Source organism: Vibrio sp. 10N.222.52.B12 (genome assembly GCF_002875385.1).
Taxonomy (GTDB): Bacteria; Pseudomonadota; Gammaproteobacteria; order Enterobacterales; family Vibrionaceae; genus Vibrio; species Vibrio jasicida.
This window is the reverse complement of record NZ_MDAW01000113.1, coordinates 47,295-72,989: the sequence shown is the minus strand read 5'-3', so window position 1 is coordinate 72,989 and position 25,695 is coordinate 47,295. Positions and strand designations below refer to the sequence as shown.

At 45.5% G+C, this 25,695-nt stretch carries 25 protein-coding genes; 21 read left to right on the top strand and 4 right to left on the bottom strand.

What is annotated here, in order from left to right; translation table 11 throughout:
- Positions 1 to 54: 54 nt before the first annotated feature.
- On the bottom strand, positions 55 to 1,527 hold the full coding sequence (locus tag BCT11_RS10640; RefSeq protein ID WP_102388296.1) for an aminoacyl-histidine dipeptidase: 1,473 nt from the start codon (positions 1,525 to 1,527) through the stop codon (positions 55 to 57).
- A 1,035-nt stretch (positions 1,528 to 2,562) separates the two neighbouring features.
- Between BCT11_RS10640 and BCT11_RS10635 the strand changes: the two genes are divergently transcribed.
- The 14 genes from BCT11_RS10635 to pgpA all read left to right on the top strand — a co-directional run bounded on the left by BCT11_RS10635 (position 2,563) and on the right by pgpA (position 15,351).
- Positions 2,563 to 3,852 carry an NCS2 family permease gene (locus tag BCT11_RS10635; RefSeq protein ID WP_038865443.1) on the top strand — a complete coding sequence of 430 codons (1,290 nt, stop codon included), beginning with the start codon at positions 2,563 to 2,565 and terminating at the stop codon, positions 3,850 to 3,852.
- Positions 3,853 to 4,156: 304 nt separating this feature from the next.
- Positions 4,157 to 4,621 carry an oxytetracycline resistance phosphoribosyltransferase domain-containing protein Tet(34) gene (tet(34), locus tag BCT11_RS10630; protein ID WP_005440202.1) on the top strand — a complete coding sequence of 155 codons (465 nt, stop codon included), beginning with the start codon at positions 4,157 to 4,159 and terminating at the stop codon, positions 4,619 to 4,621.
- 91 nt (positions 4,622 to 4,712) lie between these two features.
- A complete protein-coding gene (gene frsA / locus BCT11_RS10625) occupies positions 4,713 to 5,960 on the top strand; it encodes an esterase FrsA (RefSeq protein WP_102388295.1) in 1,248 nt (415 codons plus the stop codon).
- Between the two features lie 118 nt (positions 5,961 to 6,078).
- Entirely contained in the window at positions 6,079 to 6,468 is a 390-nt protein-coding gene (gene crl / locus BCT11_RS10620; protein ID WP_038865441.1) for a sigma factor-binding protein Crl, read from the top strand.
- Positions 6,469 to 6,590: 122 nt separating this feature from the next.
- Entirely contained in the window at positions 6,591 to 7,730 is a 1,140-nt protein-coding gene (proB, locus tag BCT11_RS10615; protein ID WP_061036064.1) for a glutamate 5-kinase, read from the top strand.
- Positions 7,731 to 7,747: 17 nt separating this feature from the next.
- Complete coding sequence (locus tag BCT11_RS10610; protein ID WP_054756707.1) at positions 7,748 to 8,998, top strand: glutamate-5-semialdehyde dehydrogenase; 1,251 nt, start codon at positions 7,748 to 7,750, stop codon at positions 8,996 to 8,998.
- 127 nt (positions 8,999 to 9,125) lie between these two features.
- On the top strand, positions 9,126 to 9,575 hold the full coding sequence (nrdR, locus tag BCT11_RS10605) for a transcriptional regulator NrdR (RefSeq protein WP_038865435.1): 450 nt from the start codon (positions 9,126 to 9,128) through the stop codon (positions 9,573 to 9,575).
- Between the two features lie 7 nt (positions 9,576 to 9,582).
- On the top strand, positions 9,583 to 10,707 hold the full coding sequence (gene ribD / locus BCT11_RS10600; RefSeq protein WP_054756711.1) for a bifunctional diaminohydroxyphosphoribosylaminopyrimidine deaminase/5-amino-6-(5-phosphoribosylamino)uracil reductase RibD: 1,125 nt from the start codon (positions 9,583 to 9,585) through the stop codon (positions 10,705 to 10,707).
- Positions 10,708 to 10,718: 11 nt separating this feature from the next.
- Positions 10,719 to 11,372, top strand: coding sequence for a riboflavin synthase (locus tag BCT11_RS10595; protein WP_038875569.1), 654 nt, complete (start codon positions 10,719 to 10,721; stop codon positions 11,370 to 11,372).
- A 159-nt stretch (positions 11,373 to 11,531) separates the two neighbouring features.
- A complete protein-coding gene (ribBA, locus tag BCT11_RS10590) occupies positions 11,532 to 12,641 on the top strand; it encodes a bifunctional 3,4-dihydroxy-2-butanone-4-phosphate synthase/GTP cyclohydrolase II (RefSeq protein WP_038865430.1) in 1,110 nt (369 codons plus the stop codon).
- Positions 12,642 to 12,809: 168 nt separating this feature from the next.
- Positions 12,810 to 13,280, top strand: a complete 471-nt coding sequence (gene ribE, locus BCT11_RS10585) for a 6,7-dimethyl-8-ribityllumazine synthase (RefSeq protein ID WP_005440184.1) — start codon at positions 12,810 to 12,812, stop codon at positions 13,278 to 13,280.
- The gene (gene nusB, locus BCT11_RS10580; protein WP_038865428.1) at positions 13,280 to 13,747 is read left to right on the top strand and encodes a transcription antitermination factor NusB; all 468 of its coding nucleotides are present in this window, start codon (positions 13,280 to 13,282) and stop codon (positions 13,745 to 13,747) included. Before ribE ends, nusB begins: the two co-directional genes overlap by 1 nt.
- 78 nt (positions 13,748 to 13,825) lie before the next feature.
- Positions 13,826 to 14,791: a thiamine-phosphate kinase gene (gene thiL, locus BCT11_RS10575; protein WP_102388294.1), complete on the top strand. Its 966-nt coding sequence runs from the start codon at positions 13,826 to 13,828 to the stop codon at positions 14,789 to 14,791.
- A gap of 56 nt (positions 14,792 to 14,847) precedes the next feature.
- Positions 14,848 to 15,351 carry a phosphatidylglycerophosphatase A gene (gene pgpA, locus BCT11_RS10570; RefSeq protein WP_038865424.1) on the top strand — a complete coding sequence of 168 codons (504 nt, stop codon included), beginning with the start codon at positions 14,848 to 14,850 and terminating at the stop codon, positions 15,349 to 15,351.
- 92 nt (positions 15,352 to 15,443) lie between these two features.
- On the opposite strand, the gene dxs is transcribed toward pgpA, so the two are convergent.
- Genes dxs through xseB form a run of 3 tightly spaced genes read right to left on the bottom strand, consistent with a single transcriptional unit; the run spans position 15,444 to position 18,479 of the window.
- Positions 15,444 to 17,309, bottom strand: a complete 1,866-nt coding sequence (gene dxs / locus BCT11_RS10565; protein WP_102388293.1) for a 1-deoxy-D-xylulose-5-phosphate synthase — start codon at positions 17,307 to 17,309, stop codon at positions 15,444 to 15,446.
- A gap of 20 nt (positions 17,310 to 17,329) precedes the next feature.
- A complete protein-coding gene (gene ispA / locus BCT11_RS10560; protein ID WP_045404911.1) occupies positions 17,330 to 18,214 on the bottom strand; it encodes a (2E,6E)-farnesyl diphosphate synthase in 885 nt (294 codons plus the stop codon).
- 22 nt (positions 18,215 to 18,236) lie between these two features.
- Positions 18,237 to 18,479 (bottom strand): exodeoxyribonuclease VII small subunit, encoded by a 243-nt coding sequence (xseB, locus tag BCT11_RS10555; protein ID WP_038865420.1) that lies wholly within the window; start codon positions 18,477 to 18,479, stop codon positions 18,237 to 18,239.
- 265 nt (positions 18,480 to 18,744) lie between these two features.
- On the opposite strand from xseB, the gene pomA reads away from it, so the two are divergent.
- From pomA to rlmM, 7 genes are all read left to right on the top strand, one after another.
- Positions 18,745 to 19,506 (top strand): flagellar motor protein PomA, encoded by a 762-nt coding sequence (gene pomA / locus BCT11_RS10550; protein WP_038865419.1) that lies wholly within the window; start codon positions 18,745 to 18,747, stop codon positions 19,504 to 19,506.
- Between the two features lie 15 nt (positions 19,507 to 19,521).
- Positions 19,522 to 20,466, top strand: coding sequence for a flagellar motor protein MotB (locus BCT11_RS10545; protein ID WP_005440148.1), 945 nt, complete (start codon positions 19,522 to 19,524; stop codon positions 20,464 to 20,466).
- A gap of 197 nt (positions 20,467 to 20,663) precedes the next feature.
- Positions 20,664 to 22,112 carry a tRNA uracil 4-sulfurtransferase ThiI gene (gene thiI / locus BCT11_RS10540; RefSeq protein WP_038865418.1) on the top strand — a complete coding sequence of 483 codons (1,449 nt, stop codon included), beginning with the start codon at positions 20,664 to 20,666 and terminating at the stop codon, positions 22,110 to 22,112.
- A gap of 521 nt (positions 22,113 to 22,633) precedes the next feature.
- Complete coding sequence (locus tag BCT11_RS10535; RefSeq protein WP_005447583.1) at positions 22,634 to 23,554, top strand: transcriptional regulator GcvA; 921 nt, start codon at positions 22,634 to 22,636, stop codon at positions 23,552 to 23,554.
- Entirely contained in the window at positions 23,535 to 24,158 is a 624-nt protein-coding gene (locus tag BCT11_RS10530) for an alpha/beta family hydrolase (protein ID WP_038875574.1), read from the top strand. The genes BCT11_RS10535 and BCT11_RS10530 overlap by 20 nt, the downstream gene beginning before the upstream one ends.
- Positions 24,148 to 24,546: a DUF423 domain-containing protein gene (locus BCT11_RS10525; RefSeq protein WP_038865415.1), complete on the top strand. Its 399-nt coding sequence runs from the start codon at positions 24,148 to 24,150 to the stop codon at positions 24,544 to 24,546. Before BCT11_RS10530 ends, BCT11_RS10525 begins: the two co-directional genes overlap by 11 nt.
- Positions 24,543 to 25,634 (top strand): 23S rRNA (cytidine(2498)-2'-O)-methyltransferase RlmM, encoded by a 1,092-nt coding sequence (rlmM, locus tag BCT11_RS10520; RefSeq protein WP_038865414.1) that lies wholly within the window; start codon positions 24,543 to 24,545, stop codon positions 25,632 to 25,634. Before BCT11_RS10525 ends, rlmM begins: the two co-directional genes overlap by 4 nt.
- Positions 25,635 to 25,695: the final 61 nt, after the last annotated feature.

The following is a 25,695-nucleotide window of genomic DNA, read 5'->3' as shown; positions in this document are numbered from 1 at the left end:
GCGATGAACCATAAAAAAGGGTGCCTCGGCACCCTTTTTCGTATCTGGTTAAGATTACGCTTTTTCTGGAATAGCTTCTAGAAGTGCAACCATTTGATCCCAGAACAATTGAACGGTATCAATCTTCACTTTCTCATCTGGAGAGTGAGGGAATTTGATGGTTGGGCCGAAAGAAACCATGTCCATAGTCGGGTAAGGTTCTTTAAATAGACCACACTCAAGACCTGCGTGGATAACCATAATGTTCGGTTTGTGACCGTAGATGCCTTCGTACATATCACGGAAAATTGCCATGATTTCTGAGTCTGCATCTGGTTTCCAACCTGGGTAAGCGCCAGAGAACGCGATTTGCGCGCCAGCTAGCTCTGCTACTGATTGAAGCATGCCTTCAACTTGGCTACGACCTGAATCGATCAGCGAACGAATTAGACAAAGTACGGTGACTTTGTTCTCTTCTGTTGTGATAACGCCAACGTTAAGAGACGTTTCAACCACGCCTTCAACTTCATCACTCATGCGCATTACGCCGTTTGGACAAGCATTCAATGCAGCGATGAAGCGTTGTTGGTCTGCAACGGCAAACACTTGTGCATCTGTTACAACTTCTTCGTTAAAAGTGACGATATCTGTTTCAATCTTGCCAAGCTCAGTTTTTAGTAACTCAGTGTAGAAGTTGAACAGTTCTGCTAGTTTATCTTGATTTTCTGCTGGTAGAGCAACGGTAATGAAGGCTTCACGAGGGATAGCGTTACGTAGGCTACCACCACGGAACTCAACAAGACGAAGATCCAACTCTTGTGCGTGACCAGCAAGGAAACGACCAATCAGTTTGTTTGCGTTGCCACGACCTGTGTGGATGTCACAGCCAGAGTGACCACCTTTAAGGCCTTTTAGTGTTAGCTGACGAGTAACAAAGCCTGCTGGAATGGCATCGCGAGTGATGTCGAATGTCATTGCGCCGTCGATACCGCCAGCACAGCCCATGTAGACTTCGCCTTCTTGCTCTGAATCCGTGTTTAGAAGGATGTCGCCTTCTAACCAACCTTCTTCAAGGCCAAATGCGCCAGTCATGCCTGCTTCTTCATCAATCGTTAGCAGAACTTCAATTGGGCCGTGTTTGATTTCAGTAGAAGCGAGAACTGCAAGACAAGAAGCCATACCAATGCCGTTGTCAGCGCCTAGTGTTGTGCCTTTCGCTGTTACCCACTCACCATCGATGTATGGTTGGATAGGATCTTTAGTGAAGTCGTGATCAGTATCTTCGTTCTTTTGCGGCACCATGTCGATGTGCGCTTGAAGAACCACGCCTTTCTTGTTTTCCATACCCGGTGTTGCTGGCTTTTTGATAAAAACGTTGCCAGTTGGATCGCGGCGTACGTCAAATCCCTGCTCTGTTGCCCAAGTCACAATGTACTGAGCTAGTGTCTCTTCATGTTTAGAAGGGTGAGGGATTGAACAAATCTTATCGAAAAACTGCCAAAGTGGAGCAGGTGATAAGGTACTGATTTCAGAATGGAATTCAGACACGGAGGACTCCTTTTGATGTGCTTTGCCAAATATAAACCGTAAATTTAATAAGTGTTTAGCAGTAAATGCTAATCCGGTTTCGGCTTTGAATTGTTTTCAGCATACCACCAGAAGGGCGCTACTAGTAGATGTGGATAAAAGGATTTGCCCTTGAACTGTCACAGTTTATGGACACACAGAAATACACGAATGCAACTCAATTAGTATCAATTATAAGATTGGTTATTTTTTAATTTACTAAAGTGTAATTTAATTACAGTTAATTCTTGATGAAGATCAATTTATCAATGTTTTGTGATTTCTGTCACTAAAATGCTTGTAATTAAATTTCTTGGTGGTATATTTGTAACCAGCTTCTGAGAGAAGAATGAAATGCTCAAAGGATGAGTCCGTTTGTCGCCTCCAAGGAACCGAGAAATCAACCAAATTAACAGTATTAATTGATTTAGAAGGTGATATTTATGAAAGGTTTACCAAGTGCAATGTTCTGGAACAGCAAATCTGTTTACACCGGTAACTTTGTATACCCAACAAGCTTTGGTTACTAATTGAAGCCAACGCATGTGACTCGAACAAATTTGTTCACCCCTATAAATTGGAATTTTTTTTCAGTGCATAGTGCTGACATGATTCACCGCCACTCAAATTGAGTGGCGTTTTTTTATCTCTCGATCCTGAACGTTGACTGATTTCTCACCGCTAAGCACCTATTCTAGGTTTGCTTCCCCAACTTATTTCATTTGCTAACCAAATTCGTGAGTGTTTTACGCTCAAAACTCCATGTTTCTGTTTGAAAGTTTAATACATTGTTCAGTTTGCACTCGTTGTCTTGCTTGAATGCCTTAATTGTTAGTTATTGTTTATTAAGCTTTAAATTTTAATCGCGTTTGAAACGCTAGCGAATCGGTTTCATATCCAAAGAAAAAAATCGCATTAGAGTGAAAATTCTATCTGGAATTTGTTATTTGATAACTTTATAATTCGAGCCAATCGATTACGCAACCGTTTACTTTTTACCCTTTACAGGATTCGATCATGCTCGAAAGGCTATTCAAACTTAGTGAAAATGGCACCAATGTGCGCACTGAGATCATCGCAGGTGTTACTACCTTCTTAACCATGGCTTACATTATCTTCGTAAACCCAGCAATCCTTGCAGATACTGGTATGGATCGTGGTGCTGTGTTCGTTGCGACGTGTCTTGCTGCGGCTATTGGCTGTTTCATCATGGGCTTAGTAGCAAACTACCCAATCGCTCAGGCTCCAGGTATGGGCCTAAACGCGTTCTTTACCTACTCTGTTGTGTTGGGTATGGGTTATACGTGGCAAGTCGCGCTAGCAGCAGTATTTGTGTCGGGTCTACTATTTATTGTGTTGAGTGTGTTCAAGATCCGTGAGTGGATCATTAACTCAATTCCACTTTCTCTTCGTACAGGTATCTCTGCAGGTATCGGTCTGTTCCTTGCGTTCATCGCACTGAAAAATGCCGGCATCGTAGTAGATAACCCAGCAACGCTAGTTTCAATGGGTAACATCACTTCGCTACCATCTGTACTTGCGGCTATCGGCTTCTTTATGACTATCGCGCTGGTTCACCGTGGTGTGAAAGGTGCGGTTATGATCGCCATTTTGGGTGTGACAATTCTTGGTCTTATCTTTGGTGACGTTCAATGGGGCGGCATCATGTCGACACCACCAAGCATCGCACCAACCTTCATGCAGCTAGACTTCTCTGGTCTGTTCGAAGTTGGCATGATCTCGGTCGTATTTGCCTTCCTATTCGTTGACTTGTTCGACACTGCGGGCACGCTAGTTGGCGTTTCACAGAAAGCAGGTCTAACTGACGAAAACGGCAACATTCCACGTCTAAACAAAGCGCTACTTGCTGACTCAACAGCAACATCTGTAGGTGCTCTATTAGGTACATCAAACACGACGTCATACATTGAGAGTGTTTCTGGTGTAGCAGCTGGTGGCCGTACTGGTCTAACGGCTGTGGTTGTTGGCGTACTGTTCCTTCTGGCTCTGTTGTTCTCGCCACTAGCAGGTATGATTCCAGCTTACGCAACATCTGGTGCACTGTTCTATGTAGCGATCCTAATGCTTTCTGGTCTTGTTGGTATCGACTGGCGTGACCTAACAGAAGCTGCGCCAGTTGTGGTTACTTGTTTGGTAATGCCTCTGACGTTCTCTATTGCAGAAGGTATCACGCTAGGTTTCATCGCTTACGCTGCTATTAAACTGTTCAGTGGTAAAGGCCGTGAAGTATCGATGAGTGTGTGGGTGATGTCTGCTATCTTCATTGTGAAATACATGGTCGGTTAATTCCAACGATTGAAAAAAGCCAGTGCGAACTCGATTCACACTGGCTTTTTGTTTGTGGATAATTTTTAAAGTAATTCATCCACTTCTCCATTTTGTATTGTTCACCGAATACGATTTTTCTGCGTAATAGGCAGAGAATTTTGATATCAGCGTTGGTATTAACGATGTGTTTCGGTAGAATAATCGTTTGCGTAGCTTGAAACCCCCATTTCCTCTGGTGTGGAAAGTTTAGCGGGATGAGTCCATTTCAGCGCCATCAGCTAGACAGAGGGGATGCATATTTTGAAATTATTAGGTTATTACAATGAGTAAAAAATTCATTATCACTTGGGATGCGATGCAGTCTTACTGCCGTGAACTGGCTGAGAAACAAATGCCAGCTGAGCAATGGAAAGGTATTTGGGCGGTAAGCCGTGGTGGCCTAGTTCCTGGTGCAATCCTAGCGCGTGAACTGGGTATTCGTCACGTTGATACTATTTGTATCTCTAGCTACGACCACGATCACCAGCGTGATATGACAGTAGTTAAAGCACCAGAAGGTGACGGCGAAGGTTTCCTAATCGTTGAAGACCTAGTAGATAGCGGTGACACAGCACGCAAGTTACGTGAAATGTACCCGAAAGCGAAGCTTATCGCAGTATGTGCTAAGCCTGCAGGTGTTGAGCTACTAGACGATTACGTAGTAGACATCGCTCAAGACACTTGGATCGAGCAACCTTGGGATATGTCTATCCAGTTTGCTGAGCCAGTAAATCGTAAGCAAAAATAAGTTTGCACCAAGAATATTGAGAAATGCCCCTTTATAGGGGCATTTTTTTTATTATTATTACAGCAATTGCCAATAGCTTAGAGTTCTTCCTATGTCAGAAGACGTCAGTAAAAACCTCTCAGAAACCTTGTTTGTTAAGCACAAGCAGGCGAAAGAAACCTCTGCACTTACTCAATACATGCCTACCAGCCAAACAATTCTTGATGAGCGAGAAGGGCAAGATGATCGTGCGTGGTATCGACACTTAAGACGTTTGCAGTGGACTTGGCAGGGTTTATCTCCAATCGAGATGGAAAGTACACTGTCTAAAATTGCGTCGTCGAAACATTCGCGTACGGAAGATAAGTGGTTAGATACAGTGATGGGTTATCACGGCGGTAACTGGACGTTTGAGTGGATAAAGCTTGGGATGGAACACCAACGCCGTTCAACCGAATTGAAAGGTGAAGATGCGGCGGATGAGTTGTTTTCCGCTTCGCTGTGTTTCAGTATTGCGGGCTACCCACATTTGAAGAACGATAACCTTGCGACTCAAGCTCAAGTGTTGGCCAATAAAGCTTACAACGAAGGCTCTGAGAAAACGCAATACACGATCAAACAGATCGAAGTGCCTTATCAAAAGCGCAAGATCATCGCGAATTTACACTTGCCACGTACGGACAGGCAATTGCCCGTTGTGATGGTGAGTGCGGGTTTGGACAGCTTGCAAACAGACATGTGGCGTTTGTTCCGCAATCATTTAGCGCCTAAAGACATCGCAATGTTGACCATCGACATGCCGTCAGTGGGTCATAGCTCCCATTGGCCATTAACGGAAGATTCTAGTTGTTTGCATCAAGCGGTATTGAATGAGCTGTACAAACTGCCTTGGGTCGATCATTACAAAGTGGGATTGATTGGTTTCCGCTTTGGTGGCAATGCTATGATCCGTCTTTCATTCGTTGAACAAGAGAAGATCAAAGCGTGTGTGGCGCTCGGTGCACCTGTACATGATTTGTTTACCTCACCGAAGAAGCTGCAGCAGATGCCGAAGATGTACCTAGATCTACTGGCGTCTCGTTTAGGTAAGAACGCCGTGGACATCAATAGCATGGCTGGGCAGATGATGGCGTGGTCGTTGAAAGTACAAGGGTTCTTAAGCAGTCGTAAAACCAAGGTACCTATTTTGGCTTTGAGTTTGGAAGGGGATCCTGTTTCCCCACACAGTGACAACCAGTTGGTAGCGCTGTTTAGTCACTATGGTCAAGCAAAGAAAATCAGTTCCAAAACAATTACAAAAGGTTATGAGCAATCCCTCGATTTGGCCATAAAGTGGTTGGAGGAGGAATTATTAAGATGACAAATCTCCTAATTTAGTTAAGAGTGATATATGTGAGCAAAAAATAAGCTCATGATAATAAAAAATAATAATCATTCTTGGATAGCTAAATATCCTTACTATGGAAACGGAGATTCTTATGTCAGAGACGACTCAAGGGCCGACTCACTTTCGCTTGATGTCTAAGTTAAAGGCGATAGGTCCTTACCTGCGCGAACCACAATCACAAGAAGGCCACTACTATTTTGACTGTCTATCTGTTTGTGTAGACGACAAAAAGTCGCCAGAAAAACGTGAATTTTGGGGATGGTGGATGGACTTGGAGTCCATCGAAGGTGGCTTTACTGCAAAATACCATATTGGTAAATACAACAAAGAAGGGGATTGGACCTCAGAGCCATTACCGAATAAGGTGACTGAAGAGGTTTACCTCACCCAGAGTACCTTTCATCAGAAGCTAGTAGATACGCTGGCTGAGCATTTCAAACTGGAAGTGGAATATCACACAGAATCGTTTGATTTCGCCTAATTTGGCTGTTTTCTTCCTCTATAAGACAAAAAGGTGCGTTTTCGCACCTTTTCTGCTTGTTAAATCCCCATTTGATTGCTAAAACATCCACTCTTTATTTGTTTTTCATTTCAGAAGACATCATGACAACGAATCAACAGAATGCAGTTATTTCACAATCACAAACCGTCGTTGTGAAACTGGGTACAAGTGTGCTGACAGGCGGCACTTTGGCGTTAAACCGTGCTCACATGGTAGAGCTGGCTCGTCAATGTGCTGAACTAAAAAAACAAGGCCATTCAGTCGTAATGGTTTCGTCTGGTGCAATTGCAGCAGGCCGTGAGCATCTTGGATACCCCGCATTGCCCAACGAGATGGCGAGCAAACAATTGCTTGCTGCAGTGGGCCAAAGCCGTCTGATTCAAACATGGGAGTCTCTGTTTGGCATTTATGGCATCAAAATTGGTCAGATGTTGCTAACTCGTGCTGATTTGGATGATCGCGAGCGTTTTCTTAACGCGCGTGACACCATCAATGCTCTGGTTGCAAACGACATTATTCCTATCGTGAACGAAAATGACGCGGTAGCAACGAACGAGATCAAAGTGGGCGATAACGACAATTTGTCTGCTTTGGTGGGGATTTTGTGTGGTGCAGACAAATTACTGCTGCTAACAGACCAAAAAGGTTTGTTTACCGCAGACCCTCGTAAAGATCCAAATGCCGAATTGATCAAAGAAGTGAAAACCATTGATGATACTTTGCGCAAAATTGCGGGTGGTAGCGGCACAACGCTAGGTACTGGCGGCATGGCAACCAAGCTTCAGGCGGCAGACATCGCTCGCCGTGCAGGCATTGAGGTGATCATCGCTGCGGGCAGCGCACCAAATGTTATTTTTGACTCATTGAGCTCAGAGCCACAAGGGACGCGTTTCCTTCCTTGTGAAGAAGCGCTAGAAAACCGCAAGCGCTGGATCCTAGCGGGCCCTGCTGCATCCGGTGATATCATTATTGATGATGGTGCAGTTAGCGCGGTTGTCGGTAAGGGCAGTAGTCTACTTGCAAAAGGCGTGATTAAGGTAAGTGGTGATTTTGCTCGTGGTGAAGTGGCTCGCGTGACCAACGCACAAGGCAAGCTGGTGGCACGTGGTATCAGCGCCTACTCAAGCGAAGACCTAGCAAACATTGCCGGTAAACACAGTAAAGATATCATCTCTATTTTGGGTCATGATTACGGCTCAGAAGTGATTCACCGCGATGATCTTGTCGTCATCCAAGAATAGATATTGAGGGAAGCAAAGTGGATTTAACGAATATGGGTAAAGCTGCCAAAGATGCAGCTTTCGAATTGGCGACAGCGTCAACCGCACAAAAAAACCAAGCACTAGCGATCATCGCTGATGAGCTAGAAGCGAATGCGGCAACTATTTTGGTTGCAAACGCAAAAGACATCGAATTAGGTCGCGAAGCGGGTCTAACAGATGCACTACTAGACCGTCTTCTATTAAATGAAGAGCGCCTTACTGGTATCGCTAATGACGTTCGTAACGTTATCAGCCTAAACGATCCTGTAGGCAGCGAAATCGACAGCAAAGTGCTAGAAAATGGCATGTCTCTGTCCCGTCGTCGTGTACCACTGGGTGTGGTTGGTGTGATTTACGAAGCGCGTCCAAACGTAACTATCGATATTGCTGCTCTATGTCTAAAAACAGGTAATGCAAGCATCCTACGTGGTGGTAAAGAGACGTTCTTTTCCAATATGGAATTGGTAAAGGTTATCCAATCGGCTCTAGCGAAAGCTAACTTGCCGGCGGCTTCCGTTCAATATATTGAAAAGCCAGATCGTGAGTTGGTTTCTCAACTTCTTAAGCTAGACGATTACGTTGATATGATCATTCCACGTGGCGGCGCTGGCTTACACAAGATGTGTAAAGAGAACAGCACCATTCCAGTGATCATCGGTGGTTTTGGTATCAGCCATATTTTTGTTGATGAGTCAGCGGATCTAGAAAAATCGTTGAACGTTGTTGAGAATTCAAAAGTTCAACGCCCTTCAGCATGTAACTCGCTAGATACTTTGCTCGTACATGAAGATGTTGCGGCGCAATTCCTATCAATGATCGTAGAGCGCATGAGCGATAAAGTGACCTTCGTGACAGAGCCAAAGGCAAAAGTACTGATGGCTCAAGCAACACAAATTCGTGATGCAGTGGAAGGTGACTTTGATACTGAATGGCTAAGTTACACGCTGGGTGTAAAAGTGGTTGCCGACGTAAAAGAGGCGATTGACCACATGCGTGTTCATAACGCGAGCCACTCAGATGCGATCATGACCAACAGTTTGGTTAACTCGGAATTATTCATTAATTCTGTTGGTTCTGCTGCGGTTTACGTGAATGCCTCAACTCGTTTTACTGACGGTGCTCAGTTTGGTCTTGGGGCAGAAGTGGCGGTATCTACTCAGAAACTGCATGCACGTGGCCCAATGGGTTTGGAAGAGCTCACCAGCTACAAATGGGTTGGTAAAGCAAACTACCTAGCACGCAGTTAACAGAAACCGTTTGATATTGATTGAAAAAGGGGCAGTAGTGCCCCTTTTTGTTTTCTCTAACATAGCAATTCCGCTACACTAGTCTTGCTTTTGGGACGAACCCAATCGCACGCTATTTGGAGGTGATATGCATTGTCCTTTTTGTTCTGAGAACGATACAAAAGTAATTGATTCCCGCTTAGTTGCTGACGGCCATCAAGTGCGTCGTCGTCGCCAGTGCTTAGCTTGTAGCGAACGTTTTACCACGTTTGAAACGGCTGAGTTGGTGATGCCTAAAGTGATTAAGTCTAACGGCAACCGTGAACCGTTTGATGAAGACAAAATGGTCGGTGGCATTCAACGCGCACTAGAAAAACGCCCAGTGAGTGCAGATTCTATCGAATTGGCAATCAGCATGATTAAATCGCAGCTGCGTGCAACAGGTGAACGTGAAGTGCCAAGTGAGATGATTGGTAACCTAGTTATGGGCCAATTAAAAGAGCTGGATAAAGTTGCTTATATCCGTTTTGCATCGGTTTACCGCAGCTTTGAAGATATCCGTGAATTTGGCGAAGAAATTGCTCGTCTAGAAGACTGATTGAGTCATGGAACAACAGAACACTTCTTCAGTATTTACCTCTCAAGATTTCGAAATGATGTCGCGTGCGCTGAAATTGGCGAAGCGCGGCATGTATACCACAGCGCCTAACCCCAACGTTGGTTGCGTTATTGTCCGTGACGGTGAGATTGTTGGCGAAGGCCATCATCATCGCGCGGGTGAAGCTCATGCCGAAGTTCATGCAATGCGCATGGCTGGGGATAAAACCGAAGGGGCGACCGCTTATGTGACGTTGGAGCCTTGCTCTCACTACGGGCGAACACCGCCGTGTGCTGAAGGACTTATCAAAGCCAAGGTTGCACGTGTGGTCTGCGCAATGGAAGACCCAAACCCGAAAGTTGCAGGGCGTGGTTTTCAAATGCTGCGTGATGCAGGGGTAGAAGTTCACGTTGGCTTGTTGGAAAGCGATGCGATCGAGCTGAACAAAGGTTTTATCAAATTCATGCAAACTGGCATGCCTTATGTTCAGTTGAAAATGGCAGCTAGCCTCGATGGGCAAAGTGCGTTGAGTAACGGACAGAGCCAATGGATTACCTCCCCAAAAGCTCGCCAAGATGTCCAACACTATCGTGCGATGAGCGGTGGTATTCTCTCTACCAGCAAAACAGTGATTGACGACAATGCCTCATTGAACGTTCGCTGGGATGATTTGCCAAAAAGCCTACAATCGCAATACCTTCAGGTTGACGTTCGTCAGCCTCCACGAGTCATACTCGATCGCCAATCTCAGCTTCGTAATGATTTAAAGCTATTCAAGACAGAAGGTGAGCGTATTATTGTCAGTCAAGATGGTGATATCGCCCCTAAACTGACCGAAAATGATCAAGTTGACTTAGCTGCGACATTGAAAGCCGTGGCAAGCGAGTGTCACATCAATCACTTGTGGGTCGAAGCGGGAGCGACACTCGCGAGTTCATTAATCGAAGCTAACCTTGTAGATGAACTGATCGTTTATCTCGCGCCTAAGTTGATGGGGAGCGATGGACGAGGCTTGATCGGCGCGCTTGGTTTAACCGAGATGGCACAAGTTATCGATTTAACTATTACCGACGTTCGAATGGTGGGGGTGGATATTCGCATCACCGCAACCGTCAAACGCATTCAACGCTAGAAAGAAGCATTATGTTTACAGGAATTGTAGAAGCAGTTGGCAAACTAACTGCAATCACGCCAAAAGGCGAAGACATCACCGTGACGGTGGAAGTAGGCAAATTGGATATGGCTGACGTTAAGTTAGGCGACAGCATTGCGACTAACGGCGTATGTTTAACGGTCGTCGATTTCGGTAGTAACTATTACAGTGCTGATTTGTCACTGGAAACGCTGAACAAAACTGGTTTTGCTGCTTATCAAGTAGGCGACAAAGTGAACCTAGAAAAAGCCATGTTGCCGACCACTCGTTTTGGCGGTCATATCGTTTCAGGTCATGTTGATGGCGTCGGTGTGATTGTTGAGCGTAATCAAGTTGGCCGTGCGATTGAGTTCTGGGTTGAGATGCCAGCGGAAATCTGTAAGTACGTGGCAGAAAAAGGCTCTATCACAGTGGATGGCATTAGTCTGACCGTCAACGATCTACGTAAGAATGGATTTAAATTAACGATTGTTCCTCACACCAGTGAAGAGACAACCATCGATCAGTTCCAAGTTGGCCGTAAAGTGAACCTAGAAGTGGACGTGTTAGCTCGCTATATGGAGCGCTTGCTACAAGGCCAAAAAGAAGAGCCGCAAGAATCACGTATTACAATGGACTTCTTGCAGCAAAATGGTTTTGCGTAAGCGAAACCGACCACAATCACAGAACGTTATCAGGTTAATTGACTTAATAAAGGTTAGCTTCAAACTGCTTTGCTGACTAAAGCCAGTAGACGTAACTCAACGAAACGTTAAACGCATTGCTGCTGCAATAATAAATTTTTGAATAACGGGAAACAGAATATGCCTATCAGCACGCCTCAAGAGATTATTGATGATATTCGCGCAGGCAAAATGGTCATCCTAATGGATGATGAAGACCGCGAGAATGAAGGTGATTTGATCATGGCTGCCGAGCACATTACGCCGGAAGCTATCAACTTTATGGCTACGCATGGCCGTGGCTTAATCTGTCTAACCATGACAAAAACTCGTTGTGAGAGCCTTGGCTTGCCGCCAATGGTGCAAGACAACAACGCGCAATACACCACCAACTTTACGGTTTCTATTGAAGCTGCTGAAGGTGTTACCACTGGTATTTCTGCAGCTGACCGTGCTCGCACTGTACAAGCGGCAGTTGCGCCAAGTGCCAAAGCGGCGGACTTAGTGCAACCGGGCCATATCTTCCCTCTAGCAGCACAAGACGGTGGTGTTCTAACTCGCGCTGGTCATACAGAAGCCGGCTGTGATTTGGCTCGTCTTGCAGGTCTAGAGCCTGCATCGGTTATTGTTGAGATCCTAAACGACGATGGCACGATGGCGCGTCGCCCGGACCTTGAAGTGTTTGCTGAAAAACACGATTTAAAGCTAGGTACCATTGCAGACCTTATCGAATACCGCAACAACACGGAAACAACGATTGAACGCGTTGCTGAGTGTGCACTGCCAACGGAATTCGGTGAGTTCACTTTGGTGACTTACAAAGACACGATTGATAACCAAGTACACTACGCGATGTGTAAAGGTGATTTAACTGCGAATGCACCGTTAGTTCGCGTTCACTTACAAGACGTATTTACCGATGTGCTTCGCAGTGATCGTAACGCAGAACGAAGTTGGACGCTGGATAAAGCGATGAAGCGAATCGGTGAAGAAGGGGGTGTTCTGGTTGTACTTGGTCATGAAGACTCGACCGATCTGCTTATTCATCGTGTAAAAATGTTTGAATCGCAAGACAAAGGCGAGGCACCTACTCTTGCTAAGAAGCAGGGTACATCACGTCGTGTAGGTGTTGGTTCTCAGATTTTGGCGGATCTTGGCGTGCACGATATGCGTCTGCTTTCTTCAACCAACAAAAAGTACCATGCCTTGGGTGGCTTTGGCTTGAATGTTGTTGAATACATCTGCGAATAACAACTGAACGATTCCCCCTAGCCAAGTTTCGGCTTATTCTGCTGACGGCTAGGGCTTGGTGACTCGTCTCTAATTTCCATTAGATATTGCTCACAAATTTGTGATAGAATCCGGCGATTCTCACTTGATGAACAATTTTCACTTAAAAATAGAGTTAAAGGAAGGCTTATGAAAGTGATCGAGGGTGGCTTCCCAGCGCCAAATGCAAAAATTGCTATCGTTATTTCTCGTTTTAACAGTTTTATTAACGAAAGCCTACTTTCTGGTGCGATCGATACACTAAAGCGTCACGGACAAGTAAGCGAAGACAACATCACTGTTGTTCGTTGTCCTGGTGCTGTAGAACTGCCTTTAGTTGCTCAACGAGTTGCTAAAACTGGTAAGTACGATGCTATCGTATCTCTAGGTACAGTAATTCGTGGTGGTACACCACACTTTGACTATGTTTGTAGTGAATGTAACAAGGGTCTTGCACAAGTTTCTCTGGAATACAGCCTTCCAGTAGCGTTTGGCGTACTGACTGTTGATACTATCGATCAAGCGATTGAACGCGCAGGAACCAAGGCTGGTAATAAAGGTGCAGAGGCTGCACTAAGCGCACTTGAAATGATTAACGTATTATCTGAAATTGATTCCTAATGGGGGCCAGTGTGAAACCAGCCGCACGTCGTAACGCACGTCAATTCGCTCTACAGGCGATCTACTCATGGCAAATTACTAAAGACAATGTTGCCACGATTGAAGAACAGTTTTTGTCTGGTGACAAATACGATGAAGAAGAACTTCATGCATCTGAGCCAGCACTTGCTGCTCCAGAAACTGACGTAGCTTACTTCCGTGAACTACTAAGCGGTGTTGTACTTAGCCACTCAGAGCTAGATTGCAAAATCCGTCCATACGTGTCTCGTCCAATGCAGGATCTAGACATGATGGAACTTGCTCTTCTTCGCCTTGCTATGTACGAGATGACTCGTCGCGAAGATGTTCCTTACAAAGTGGTAATCAATGAAGCGATTGAACTTGCAAAAGTATTCGCGGCAGAAGACAGCCACAAATTTGTGAATGGTGTGCTAGATAAAGCGGCGCCACACGTACGTAAGAAATAACGATTTCTTTATTAAAAAGGTCAGCACATGCTGACCTTTTTTGTATCAAAAGCTTTTACATCAAAAAGAAAGTGAATTATGTCTGGTGAATTTAATCTTATCGACAAATACTTTGTTGGACGCCAAAGCCAGCGCAAAGACGTCCATCTAGCAGCGGGGGACGATTGTGCGTTAGTGAAAGCACCTGCGAATGTACAAATTGCTATTAGTACCGATACGCTGGTGGCAGGCACGCACTTTCTTTCTGATGCTAACCCTGCGTGGGTGGCGCACAAAGCATTAGCGTCAAACATCAGTGATTTAGCTGCAATGGGTGCAACACCTGCTTGGGTAAGCTTTGCGTTAACTATGCCAGACCCAGATGAAGCATGGCTTGCCCCTTTTTGTGATGCGTTTTTTGAGTTAGCTGATTACTTTGGTATTCAGCTTATTGGGGGCGATACGACCAAAGGTCCACTAAGCCTGACGCTTACGGTGCAAGGCTTTGTACCTGAGGGCAAAGCTTTGACTCGCTCTGGAGCAAAAGTCGGTGACTGGGTGTATGTGACAGGTAACCTTGGTGATGCCAAAGCTGGTCTGGATGTCGTTCTTGATAACACATTACGTACTCGAATAGCTGCCCCAGAGTTAGAGAAAGCACATTATCTCAGTACGCCACGCGTGTTGGCTGGGCAAGCATTAGTCGGGTTAGCGTCATCAGCAATTGATATTTCTGATGGCTTGATTTCTGATATCAAACATATTCTTAAGCGTTCTGATGTTGGAGTCAGTTTAGATGTGTCCCAACTGCCGATATCTCCAGAATTGGTTCAATTTTTAGATGATAAGGTAAGCGCACAGCAGTATGCTTTATCCAGTGGTGAAGAGTACGAATTGTGCTTTACTGTGCCTGAGCAGAACAACGGTTCATTGCAAAGTGCGTTGTCGCACGCTGGGTGTAAGTTTACGTGCATTGGCCAAATTCGACCAAAAGGTACCTTCGAGCTGCACGACAACAATCAACCTCTTGATTGGGAACTCAGTGGCTTTGACCACTTTAGATAATCTGAGCTAGGCTCTAGCCTAAGATTGAAACCAACTAGCAGTATAGGTTTAAGGAAATGACCAATCCCCTCTCTCTGATTTCATTAAAGAACCCGTGGCATCTTTTGGCAACGGGTTTTGGTAGCGGCTTATCACCAGTGGTTCCAGGAACTATGGGGACGTTGGCAGCTGTGCCGTTATTCTTGTTACTGGCGCAGTTACCCTTCCCACTGTATGTCGTATTAGTACTCATCTCTTGTGTTATTGGTATTAAGATCTGCCAAGTGACATCAGATGACATGGGGGTTCATGACCATGGCTCAATCGTGTGGGATGAGTTTGCAGGCTTTTGGATCACCATGAGCTTAGTACCAGCACTAAATATCCCAGTCACGGAATGGAAGTGGTTGCTGACTGGTTTTATTTTGTTCCGCTTCTTTGACATGGTAAAACCATGGCCAATTGGCTGGTTGGATAAACGTGTTCACGGTGGTTTGGGTATCATGATTGATGATATCGTGGCCGGTATCATGGCGGGTATCGCACTGTTCTTAGTGGCGAAATACGCAGGTTGGATGTAGTCATACCGCTTTAACAATCGACAGATAAACAAAAGGGATGCCATCATGGCATCCCTTTTTGGTGTTTACTTTTAGCGCTTGTTTGCGTTAACTTACTTCGCGAGATATTCGTTGATCGACTTCTCAATGCCCTTCGCGTCTAAGCCAAGTTCTTCATGAAGTTCGTCTTGTGTGCCTTGAGGAATAAAGCGATCAGGCAAGCCAAGATTTAGCACAGGCTTGATGATCTTATCTTGCATCATAAACTCAATCACACCCGCACCCGCACCGCCAGCAATTGCGTTTTCTTCTAGCGTGACTAATACATCGTGCTCAGACGCTAGCTGGCGAATCAATTCTTCATCAAGTGGTTTCACGAAGCGCATGTCTGCGACGGTTGCATCCAGATTTTCAGCCGCTTTTAGCGCGTTACCTAAGAAGGTGCCGAAGTTTAGAATCGCGACTTTTTCGCCTTTACGAAGCACACGGCCTTTACCAATCTCAAGTGCAGTAAATTCTGGCTCGATTTCTGTGCCCATGCCGCTGCCGCGAGGGTAGCGCACTGCACTTGGTCCAGTGTGTTTATGACCGGTGTACAGCATTTGACGACATTCGTTTTCATCACTTGGTGCCATGATCACCATGTTTGGGATACAACGCATGAAGCTAAGGTCGAACGCGCCTTGGTGAGTTTGACCATCTGCGCCAACCAGACCTGCACGGTCGATAGCGAACATGACAGGTAAATCCATGATCGCCACGTCGTGGATTAACTGATCGTAGCCACGCTGCAAGAAGGTTGAGTAGATAGCGACGATCGGGTGATCGCCGGCAATCGCCATGCCTGTTGCTAGCGTCACAGCATGCTGCTCTGCAATTGCAACATCAAAGTACTGTTCTGGGTACTCTTTCGAGAAACGAACCATGCCAGAGCCTTCACGCATCGCTGGCGTAATCGCCATTAGCTTAGGGTCTTGCGCGGCCATATCACATAGGAAGTCACCAAAGATCTTAGAGAAGGTCGGTTTACCGCCACTGCTCTTCGGCAAACTGTTATGTGATGGGTCGAATTTTGGAACTCCATGGTAGCCGATAGGATCTTTTTCTGCTGGTTCATAACCTTTGCCTTTCTTGGTCATGATGTGCAGGAATTGAGGACCTTTCAGCTCACGCATGTTTTTCAGCGTTTTGACTAACTCGTTAACATCGTGACCGTCGATAGGACCGATGTAGTTAAAACCAAGCTCTTCGAATAATGTACCAGGAACAACCATGCCTTTAAGGTGCTCTTCTGTACGACGAACCAACTCTTTAATTGGAGGAACGCCAGACAGCACTTTCTTCCCGCCTTCACGGATAGAGGTGTATAAGCTACCAGAAAGGACTTTAGCAAGGTGGTTGTTCAATGCGCCAACGTTTTCTGAAATCGACATTTCGTTGTCGTTTAGAATCACTAGCATATCAGGATGAACGTCACCAGCATGGTTCATGGCCTCGAATGCCATACCTGCTGTGATTGCACCATCACCAATAACACTTACCACCTTTCGACCTTCATCTTCTTTTTGTGCACTGATTGCCATACCGAGCGCTGCACTGATAGAAGTCGATGAGTGGCCAACAGATAGCGTGTCGTATTCGCTCTCTTCACGCCATGGGAATGGGTGAAGGCCGCCTTTTTGGCGGATGGTTGGCATTTGGTCACGACGGCCAGTAAGAATTTTGTGTGGATAAGCCTGATGACCCACGTCCCAGATCAATTGATCCACTGGGGTGTTGTAAACATAATGCAGAGCAACGGTTAGCTCTACTGTGCCTAAGCCAGACGCTAAATGTCCGCTAGACTGACTCACTGAATTTAGCAGATACGTGCGTAATTCATCGCACAAAGTTGGCAATGTTTCTTTCGGAAGAAGACGCAACTCTTCCGGTGTATTTGCTAACGCCAGTGTTGGGTACTTTGAAATATCAAGAGTCATATAAATGCGCGCTTATAGTGTTAGTTCTTGCGCTCGATGACATATCGGGCGAACTCTTCGAGTAACTGAGTATTGTATGGGATTGCCTCCAATGCTTGAAGTGCTTCTTGCAGCAGAGTGTGAGCTTTCTCCATAGCTCCCTCTAACCCCAGTAAAGATGGGTAAGTGCTCTTGTTTAGCTCTTGGTCTGAACCTTGAGGCTTACCCAATGTTTCTGTATCACTAATTATATCAAGAATATCGTCTTGAACCTGAAACGCCAGACCGATCGCTCTAGAGTAGCGCTCAAGGTGAGGCATAACCTCTAGGCCCTTATCGCCAGCGGCAAGTGCGCCTAGTTTTACGGCACAGTTAATCAGTGCACCAGTCTTATTGCGATGAATTTCTTCCAATTCTGCGAGAGACACTCGACGATTTTCTGCACCTAAGTCCAATGCTTGACCAACGCACATGCCATTCGCACCAGAACTTTGTGCAAGGGCTTGCACCATCTTTATACGGTGGCTTTCTGCGTTCGGATTCAGTTCGCCTTCTGCAAGGATCGTAAATGCGAGGGTTTGCAGTGCGTCACCGGTCAGAATGGCTGTCGCTTCATCAAATTTGATGTGGCAAGTCGGTTGTCCACGGCGCAGGTCGTCGTCATCCATAGCAGGTAGATCATCATGGATAAGAGAGTAGGCATGGATACACTCAATCGCAGAAGCCGGTGTATCTAGGTCTTCAGGTTCACAACCCAGCATTTGACCAGTGATGTAAACAAGGAAGGGACGAACACGTTTACCGCCGAGGAGTAGGCCGTATTTCATGGCTTGAATCAACGGCTGTTCTTGATGAGGTAATTGCTCAAGCCATTGATTTAACTGTTGGTTATTTCTTTGTTGATAAGACGTCAATGTCTCTTGCATCACATTGCTCACTACTGATTTATTATTCTGACTCAGGGTTGAAGTCACTCAGTGGTGCTTCATCATCTTCGCTTAGAAGAATGCTAACGCGATGTTCGGCGTCGCTCAGTTTCGTTTGACCAGCACGAGCGAGTGCAATGCCACGTTCAAATTTACGTAGAGCATCATCTAGAGCAAGGTCACCGTTCTCTAGTTGATCAACCAAGCTGTCTAGCTCATCGATGGTTGCTTCAAAGGTCATGTTTTCTGGTTTCTTAACCGCCATCTTTTATCTGCCTTAATCAAGCCTCTAATAGAATGCACGCAAGTTACCTTAGCCTAGTAACTTGGTCAAATTTAACCTTATATAATTGTCACAAATTTAGCGTTCAACGGGTCTGATGAGACGAAGACCATTAATAAGTTAAGGTATTAACGATCTTTTTGTGATGTATTAACCAAGATTTTTCTAAAAATTCTGCTCTAGTTGTCGATACAAGTAATAATTCGCCTGACTGGGCAATGTTTGAGTATAGCGTGAGGAGTGCTTTGTGGATTTAGCAACCCTAATAGGTTTGATTGGTGGTTTTGCATTCGTCATTATGGCGATGGTGCTTGGTGGCAGCATTGGCATGTTCGTAGACGTCACCTCAATCCTAATCGTCGTTGGTGGTTCAACGTTTGTAGTATTGATGAAGTTCACCATGGGGCAATTCTTCGGCGCGACCAAAATTGCGGGCAAAGCGTTCATGTTCAAATCGGACGAGCCAGAAGATCTGATTGCTAAGATCGTAGAAATGGCAGACGCAGCGCGTAAAGGTGGCTTCCTAGCATTGGAAGAGATGGAGATTAATAATAGCTTCATGCAAAAGGGCATCGACTTACTGGTGGATGGGCATGATGCGGATGTGGTGCGTGCTGCTTTGCAAAAAGACATTGCACTGACCGATGAGCGCCACTCGCAAGGCACGGGTGTTTTTCGAGCATTCGGTGATGTCGCTCCGGCAATGGGTATGATCGGTACCTTGGTTGGTTTGGTTGCCATGCTTTCAAATATGGATGATCCAAAAGCGATCGGCCCTGCGATGGCCGTTGCACTTTTAACCACTCTTTACGGTGCAATTCTTTCTAACATGGTGTTTTTCCCAATTGCGGACAAGCTTTCACTACGCCGCGATCAAGAAACACTCAACCGTCGTTTGATTATGGACGGTGTACTCGCAATTCAAGATGGTCAGAACCCACGTGTTATCGATAGCTATCTGAAGAACTACCTCAACGAGGGCAAACGCGTCCTTGAGATTGACGAGTAATCTGGAGGTCATCTAATGGATGAAGATAACAAATGTGATTGTCCGCCACCTGGCCTCCCCCAATGGATGGGGACGTTCGCTGACTTGATGTCCTTGTTGATGTGTTTCTTCGTATTGTTACTTTCGTTCTCGGAAATGGACGTACTGAAGTTCAAACAGATCGCTGGCTCTATGAAATTTGCTTTTGGTGTTCAGAACCAACTTGAGGTTAAGGACATACCTAAAGGCACCAGCATTATTGCGCAAGAGTTCAGACCAGGTCGCCCAGAGCCAACACCGATTGATGTCATCATGCAGCAGACCATGGACATCACTCAGCAGACGTTGGAGTTTCATGAAGGGGAATCTGACCGAGCTGGTGGCACTAAGCGTGACCAAGGGAAGTTAACCGGTGGTCAATCACCAGAAACGTCAACGCAAAACAACCAATCAGCGGAATCAGACATGCAACAACAGCAGTCTGAGCAAACCTCGCAAGAGATGGATACCTTGATGGAAAGTATCAAGAAAGCGTTGGAGCGTGAGATTGAGCAAGGAGCAATAGAGGTCGAAAACCTTGGCCAACAGATCGTGATTCGAATGCGAGAGAAAGGGGCATTCCCTGAAGGCTCTGCGTTCCTCCAGCCGAAGTTTAGACCGCTGGTGCGTCAGATTGCGGAGTTGGTGAAAGATGTACCGGGCATCGTACGAGTTTCTGGCCATACGGATAACCAACCGTTGGATTCTGAGCTGTATCGCTCCAATTGGGACCTGTCGTCGCAACGAGCGGTATCGGTTGCTCAAGAAATGGAGAAAGTACGAGGCTTCTCGCATCAACGCTTACGCGTGCGTGGTATGGCGGATACTGAGCCATTGGCACCAAATGATTCGGATGCGAACCGAGCGCTTAACCGCCGCGTCGAAATCAGCATCATGCAAGGTGAACCACTCTACAGCGAAGAAGTGCCGGTAATTCAATAACCGAGTATTTATTCTTATACTAAAGCGAGCGTCAAGCTCGCTTTTTTTGTCATTCCATTTCGCTTGGGTGTATAATCTTGCGCCTTTAAAAGTGAGCTCAAAAGTTTGAGTGTGACATGCGCGATATTTTTACGTATGAACACCTAGTGCGGAGTATCACTCATTGTTGATTGCGAAACTAACCTGCGAACTAGACTATGAAATTTATTGTAAAGCCCCATCCAGAAATTTTTGTAAAAAGTGAATCTGTGCGTAAGCGCTTCACAAAGATTTTAGAGTGCAACATTCGTAACATCGTTAAGAGCCGTACGGAATCTGTCGCGGTATTCAACCGTCGTGATCACATTGAAGTGACCTCTGAGAGTGACGAGTTTCACGCTGAAGTTTTAGAAGTTCTGACTCATACCCCTGGTATCCACCATGTTCTTGAGGTGAAGCAAACTGAGTTCAAAGACTTGCACGATATTTACGAGCAAGTGTTGGAGTTAAGCGGTTCACTGATCGAAGGTAAGACTTTCGTCGTGCGTGCTAAACGCCGTGGTAAACATGATTTTACTTCTATTGAACTAGAGCGTTACGTAGGTGGCGGTCTTAACCAAGCGGTAGAAAGTGCTCGTGTTAAGCTAAGCAAGCCAGACGTAACGATTAACGTTGAAGTAACCAATGACAAGCTAAACCAAGTGTTGGCTCGTCACAAAGGCCTAGGCGGCTTCCCTCTAGGTACACAAGAAGACGTACTAAGCCTGATCTCTGGTGGTTTCGACTCTGGTGTTTCAAGTTACCTGCACATCAAGCGTGGTTCAAAAGTTCACTACTGTTTCTTTAACCTAGGTGGTCCAGCACACGAGATCGGCGTTAAGCAGGTTTCTCATTACCTATGGAACAAATACGGTTCTTCTGCAAAAGTTCGCTTCATCTCTGTTGATTTCGAACCAGTAGTTGCTGAAATCCTAGAAAAAGTCGACGACGGCCAAATGGGCGTGATCTTGAAGCGCATGTTCATGCGTGCCGCTGGTATGGTGGCAGAGAAGTTTAAGATCGAAGCATTGGTTACGGGTGAAGCTCTAGGCCAAGTATCAAGCCAAACACTGACTAACTTGCGTCATATCGATAATGTGACTGACACCCTGATTCTTCGTCCGCTTATCAACTGGGATAAAGAAGACATCATCAACCTAGCGCGTGACATTGGTACTGAAGACTTCGCTAAGACGATGCCTGAGTACTGTGGTGTTATCTCTAAGAAGCCAACAGTGAAAGCGGTAAAGGGCAGACTGAACGCGGAAGAAGAGAAGTTTGACTTTGCGATTCTTGAGCAAGTTGTGCAAGAAGCTCGCGTGATGGACATTCGTGATATCGCAAAAGAGTCTGAGCAAGCAGCACCAGAAGTAGAGCAGGTTCAAGCTGTAGAAGAGCACGCTATCGTTTTGGATATTCGTAGTCCTGAAGAGGAAGACGATAATCCATTAGAAATCGATGGTGTGGACGTTAAGCACATTCCATTCTACAAGCTAGGTACTCAGTTCGGAGACTTAGACCAATCTAAGACTTACCTTCTGTACTGTGACCGCGGTGTGATGAGCCGTCTACAGGCATTGTACTTGCAGGAGCAAGGTTTCAACAACGTGAAGGTTTACCGCCCATAGAATCGTTGTAAAACAGAAGATCACAAAAGCGCAAATTGAGAAATCAGTTTGCGCTTTTTTCGTTTTAGCGCGCGCAAAATGGAGTGTATTAAAGTGGTAGTATTGCGTTAAATCACACGTTTCGAAATTTGTATTGATATAACGATAGATAATCCGAAGTGAGGATGAAAAGTGACGTTGATGCCAATTTTTTATAAAAGAAGAAATGTGGATGGTCTAGATAAAAAAACACCGCCTAATTAGGCGGTGCAAGAAATTTGACAGACAGGTCAAAATAAATACAGGAAGTATATGTTTTGTCACAGGGAGTGTGGACAAAACATCATGGTAGAATTCTACCGAACTCGAAATACGAGTTTGCAAACACAACATCGCAACAACGAAGCCAATTGATTCACAAATGGAATCAAGCCGTTCAGGCTCGTGTTGCGGGATGAAATATAGAATTTATCTGGCTGTTCGGCAACGGACATTTTATAATGTTTCAGATTAAAAAAACTAATCCTACTTGAGGTCCCATAATGTCTCGCAGATTGCCTCCGTTAAATTCGCTTCGCGTTTTTGAAGCGGCTGCTCGCCATCTTAGTTTTACCCGTGCTGCTGAAGAGTTGTTTGTTACTCAAGCCGCAGTGAGTCATCAAATTAAAGCGTTAGAAGAGTTCTTATCGCTGAAACTTTTCCGTCGTCGTAATCGTTCGTTATTACTGACGGAAGAAGGGCAAAGTTACTTTTTAGACATTAAAGATATCTTCACTTCCATTGCTGAAGCGACCGATAAGGTATTGGAACGTAGTGAAAAAGGTGCGTTAACCATCAGTTTGCCACCGAGTTTTGCCATCCAATGGCTAGTGCCTCGTTTAGCCGATTTTAACGCGCAAGAACCAGACATTGATGTGCGCATTAAAGCGGTGGATATGGATGAAGGTTCACTGACTGATGATGTTGATGTAGCTATCTATTATGGTCGTGGAAATTGGCCTGGTTTGCGTGCCGATAAACTCTACCAAGAGTTTTTGATCCCACTTTGTTCACCATCGTTACTTTTAGGTAACAAACCATTAGAATCTCTAAGTGACCTTAAATTACACACCTTGTTACACGATACTTCTCGTAAAGATTGGAAGCAGTTTGCTCGCCAACAAAATATCGAAGGTATCAACGTAAACCATGGTCCAATCTTCAGCCACTCAACCATGGTGTTGCAGGCGGCGGCGCATGGGCAAGGTGTTGCACTAGGAAACAACGTACTTGCTAAACCTGAAATGGAAGCGGGACGCTTGATTGCACCATTTGATGAGGTGCTGGTTTCTAAGAATGCCTTCTACGTGGTGTGTCACGAACAACAAGCGGATATGGGACGTATCGCGACGTTCAGGGATTGGATGTTGGCGACCGCACGAAAAGAACAAGAGGAAGTACTAGATGAGCCATTGGATAGCTGAAGGGCCTGAGAACGGACCACTGTTTATTTTTGCTCACGGCGCAGGTGCCGGTATGGAGCATGACTTCATGATTGCTGTAGCCAAAGGATTAGTTGAGCAAGGTATTCGTGTGGTGCGTTTTAATTTCCCTTATATGGTTAAGCGAGCAGAAGATGGTAAAAAACGTCCGCCAGATCGTGCGCCAAAGTTACTGGAAGCATATGAAGAAGTGATCACTCACTTTACTTCACAGCCTATTGTCATTGGTGGTAAATCGATGGGTGGCCGTATGTCGAGCCTGCTTGCAGACAATAACCTAGTAGCAGGCGTTGCGTGTCTGGGCTTTCCGTTCCATCCGCCAGGCAAACCTGAAAAGTACAAAGGTGAGCATCTCGCGACGATCAATAAGCCGACGCTTATTTTACAAGGGGAGCGAGATACCTTTGGCAAGCGAGAAGAATTCGATGGCTTTGCTCTTTCTGACCAAGTAACGGTGAGTTTCTTGCCCGATGGCGACCATGGATTCAAGCCTCGTAAACGTTCCGGCTTTACGGAAGAAGGCAATATTGCCTTGACGGTAGAGCAATTAGCGACATTTATTAAAGAGGTATCCAATGAAAAGTAAGTGGTTACTTTCTTTTACAGGACTTTCTGGTTTAACTTCTGTTGCGCTAGGAGCGTTTGCTGCTCATGGTTTAAAAGCAACGCTCTCGCCTTATTTACTCGGTGTGTTTGAGACCGGTGTTTTGTACCAATTCATCCATACTTTGGCTATCGCGCTTTGTGCCATTTTGCTCGTACTAAATTTGGGACAAAAAGCACAAAAGTATTTTTTCATCGCGGCGATTTGCTTTATCATCGGCATCTTTTGTTTTAGCGGCAGTCTTTACGCGCTGGCGCTGACAGGTATCAAGTGGTTTGGACCAATCACCCCTATGGGAGGATTCTTGTTCATGATCGGTTGGTGTTTGTTCTTTTTTGCTGCGTTTAATATCAAAGAGGTCTCCAAGTGAAACAACTAATGCTCTATTGCCGTTCTGGCTTTGAGAAAGAGTGTGCTGGTGAAATTCAGGACAAAGCAACAAAACTTGAAGTGTATGGCTTCCCTCGTGTGAAGAAAAATTCAGGTTATGTTGTCTTCGAGTGTTACCAAGATGGAGACGCAGATAAGCTAGCGAAAGGTCTAGATTTCAGCGCATTGATTTTTGCTCGCCAAATGTTTGCCGTTGCTGCTGAATTTGAAGCTCTGCCAAGCGAAGACCGTATCAGTCCAATTCTTGCTGAACTGTCTGAAATGGAAGAATTCCCACGTTGTGGTGATCTACGTATTGAAACCCCAGACACCAACGAAGCGAAAGAGCTATTGAAGTTCTGCCGTAAGTTCACGGTACCAATGCGTCAAGCGATGCGTGGTAAAGGTCTGATGTGGAACAAAGACAATGCGAAGAAGCCTGTGTTGCATATTTGCTTTGTGGCTCCTGGTCATTGTTACGTAGGTTACTCATACCCAGGTAACAACTCTCAGTTCTTCATGGGCATTCCTCGTTTGAAGTTCCCTGCAGATGCACCAAGTCGTTCTACTTTGAAGCTAGAAGAAGCGTTCCACGTGTTTATTCCTCGCGAAGAGTGGGATGAGCGTTTAGCACCAGGCATGTGGGGCGTAGATCTCGGTGCGTGTCCAGGCGGTTGGACTTACCAATTGGTGAAGCGTTCGATGTTCGTTCACTGTGTCGATAACGGCATGATGGCAGACAGTCTAATGGAAACGGGACAAATTAAGCACCACATGGTGGATGGCTTTAAGTTTGAACCAGACCGCAAGAACGTGACTTGGATTGTATGTGACATGATTGAGAAGCCAGCACGCGTTGCTCACTTGATGGGACAGTGGTTACTGAAAGGTTGGGCAAAAGAAGCCATCTTCAACCTGAAACTGCCAATGAAAGGTCGCTACGACGAAGTACTGCAAGATTTGGAAAACCTAAAAATGTTCCTGATTGAGAACAAGGTGAAGTTCAAGCTGCAAGCTAAGCACCTGTACCACGACCGTGAAGAAATCACGATTCACATTCAGTGCCTATCGAACATTTCTCCGCATTAATCTACGCGTTGATATGCGATAGAGTAGAAGCAAAAAAGCGCCTGCAATAGGCGCTTTTTTA

Excerpts from the sequence above, each read along its gene's own strand:
- pgpA (WP_038865424.1), top strand. The coding sequence starts at position 14,848 with ATGACCAATCCCCTCTCTCTGATTTCATTAAAGAACCCGTGGCATCTT.
- xseB (WP_038865420.1), bottom strand. The coding sequence starts at position 18,479 with ATGGCGGTTAAGAAACCAGAAAACATGACCTTTGAAGCAACCATCGAT.
- nusB (WP_038865428.1), top strand. The coding sequence starts at position 13,280 with ATGGGGGCCAGTGTGAAACCAGCCGCACGTCGTAACGCACGTCAATTC.
- BCT11_RS10635 (WP_038865443.1), top strand. The coding sequence starts at position 2,563 with ATGCTCGAAAGGCTATTCAAACTTAGTGAAAATGGCACCAATGTGCGC.
- BCT11_RS10530 (WP_038875574.1), top strand. The coding sequence starts at position 23,535 with ATGAGCCATTGGATAGCTGAAGGGCCTGAGAACGGACCACTGTTTATT.
- thiL (WP_102388294.1), top strand. The coding sequence starts at position 13,826 with ATGTCTGGTGAATTTAATCTTATCGACAAATACTTTGTTGGACGCCAA.
- nrdR (WP_038865435.1), top strand. The coding sequence starts at position 9,126 with ATGCATTGTCCTTTTTGTTCTGAGAACGATACAAAAGTAATTGATTCC.
- proB (WP_061036064.1), top strand. The coding sequence starts at position 6,591 with ATGACAACGAATCAACAGAATGCAGTTATTTCACAATCACAAACCGTC.
- BCT11_RS10525 (WP_038865415.1), top strand. The coding sequence starts at position 24,148 with ATGAAAAGTAAGTGGTTACTTTCTTTTACAGGACTTTCTGGTTTAACT.
- ribE (WP_005440184.1), top strand. The coding sequence starts at position 12,810 with ATGAAAGTGATCGAGGGTGGCTTCCCAGCGCCAAATGCAAAAATTGCT.
- BCT11_RS10595 (WP_038875569.1), top strand. The coding sequence starts at position 10,719 with ATGTTTACAGGAATTGTAGAAGCAGTTGGCAAACTAACTGCAATCACG.
- dxs (WP_102388293.1), bottom strand. The coding sequence starts at position 17,309 with ATGACTCTTGATATTTCAAAGTACCCAACACTGGCGTTAGCAAATACA.
- frsA (WP_102388295.1), top strand. The coding sequence starts at position 4,713 with ATGTCAGAAGACGTCAGTAAAAACCTCTCAGAAACCTTGTTTGTTAAG.
- BCT11_RS10545 (WP_005440148.1), top strand. The coding sequence starts at position 19,522 with ATGGATGAAGATAACAAATGTGATTGTCCGCCACCTGGCCTCCCCCAA.
- ispA (WP_045404911.1), bottom strand. The coding sequence starts at position 18,214 with ATGCAAGAGACATTGACGTCTTATCAACAAAGAAATAACCAACAGTTA.
- thiI (WP_038865418.1), top strand. The coding sequence starts at position 20,664 with ATGAAATTTATTGTAAAGCCCCATCCAGAAATTTTTGTAAAAAGTGAA.
- ribBA (WP_038865430.1), top strand. The coding sequence starts at position 11,532 with ATGCCTATCAGCACGCCTCAAGAGATTATTGATGATATTCGCGCAGGC.
- BCT11_RS10535 (WP_005447583.1), top strand. The coding sequence starts at position 22,634 with ATGTCTCGCAGATTGCCTCCGTTAAATTCGCTTCGCGTTTTTGAAGCG.
- crl (WP_038865441.1), top strand. The coding sequence starts at position 6,079 with ATGTCAGAGACGACTCAAGGGCCGACTCACTTTCGCTTGATGTCTAAG.
- ribD (WP_054756711.1), top strand. The coding sequence starts at position 9,583 with ATGGAACAACAGAACACTTCTTCAGTATTTACCTCTCAAGATTTCGAA.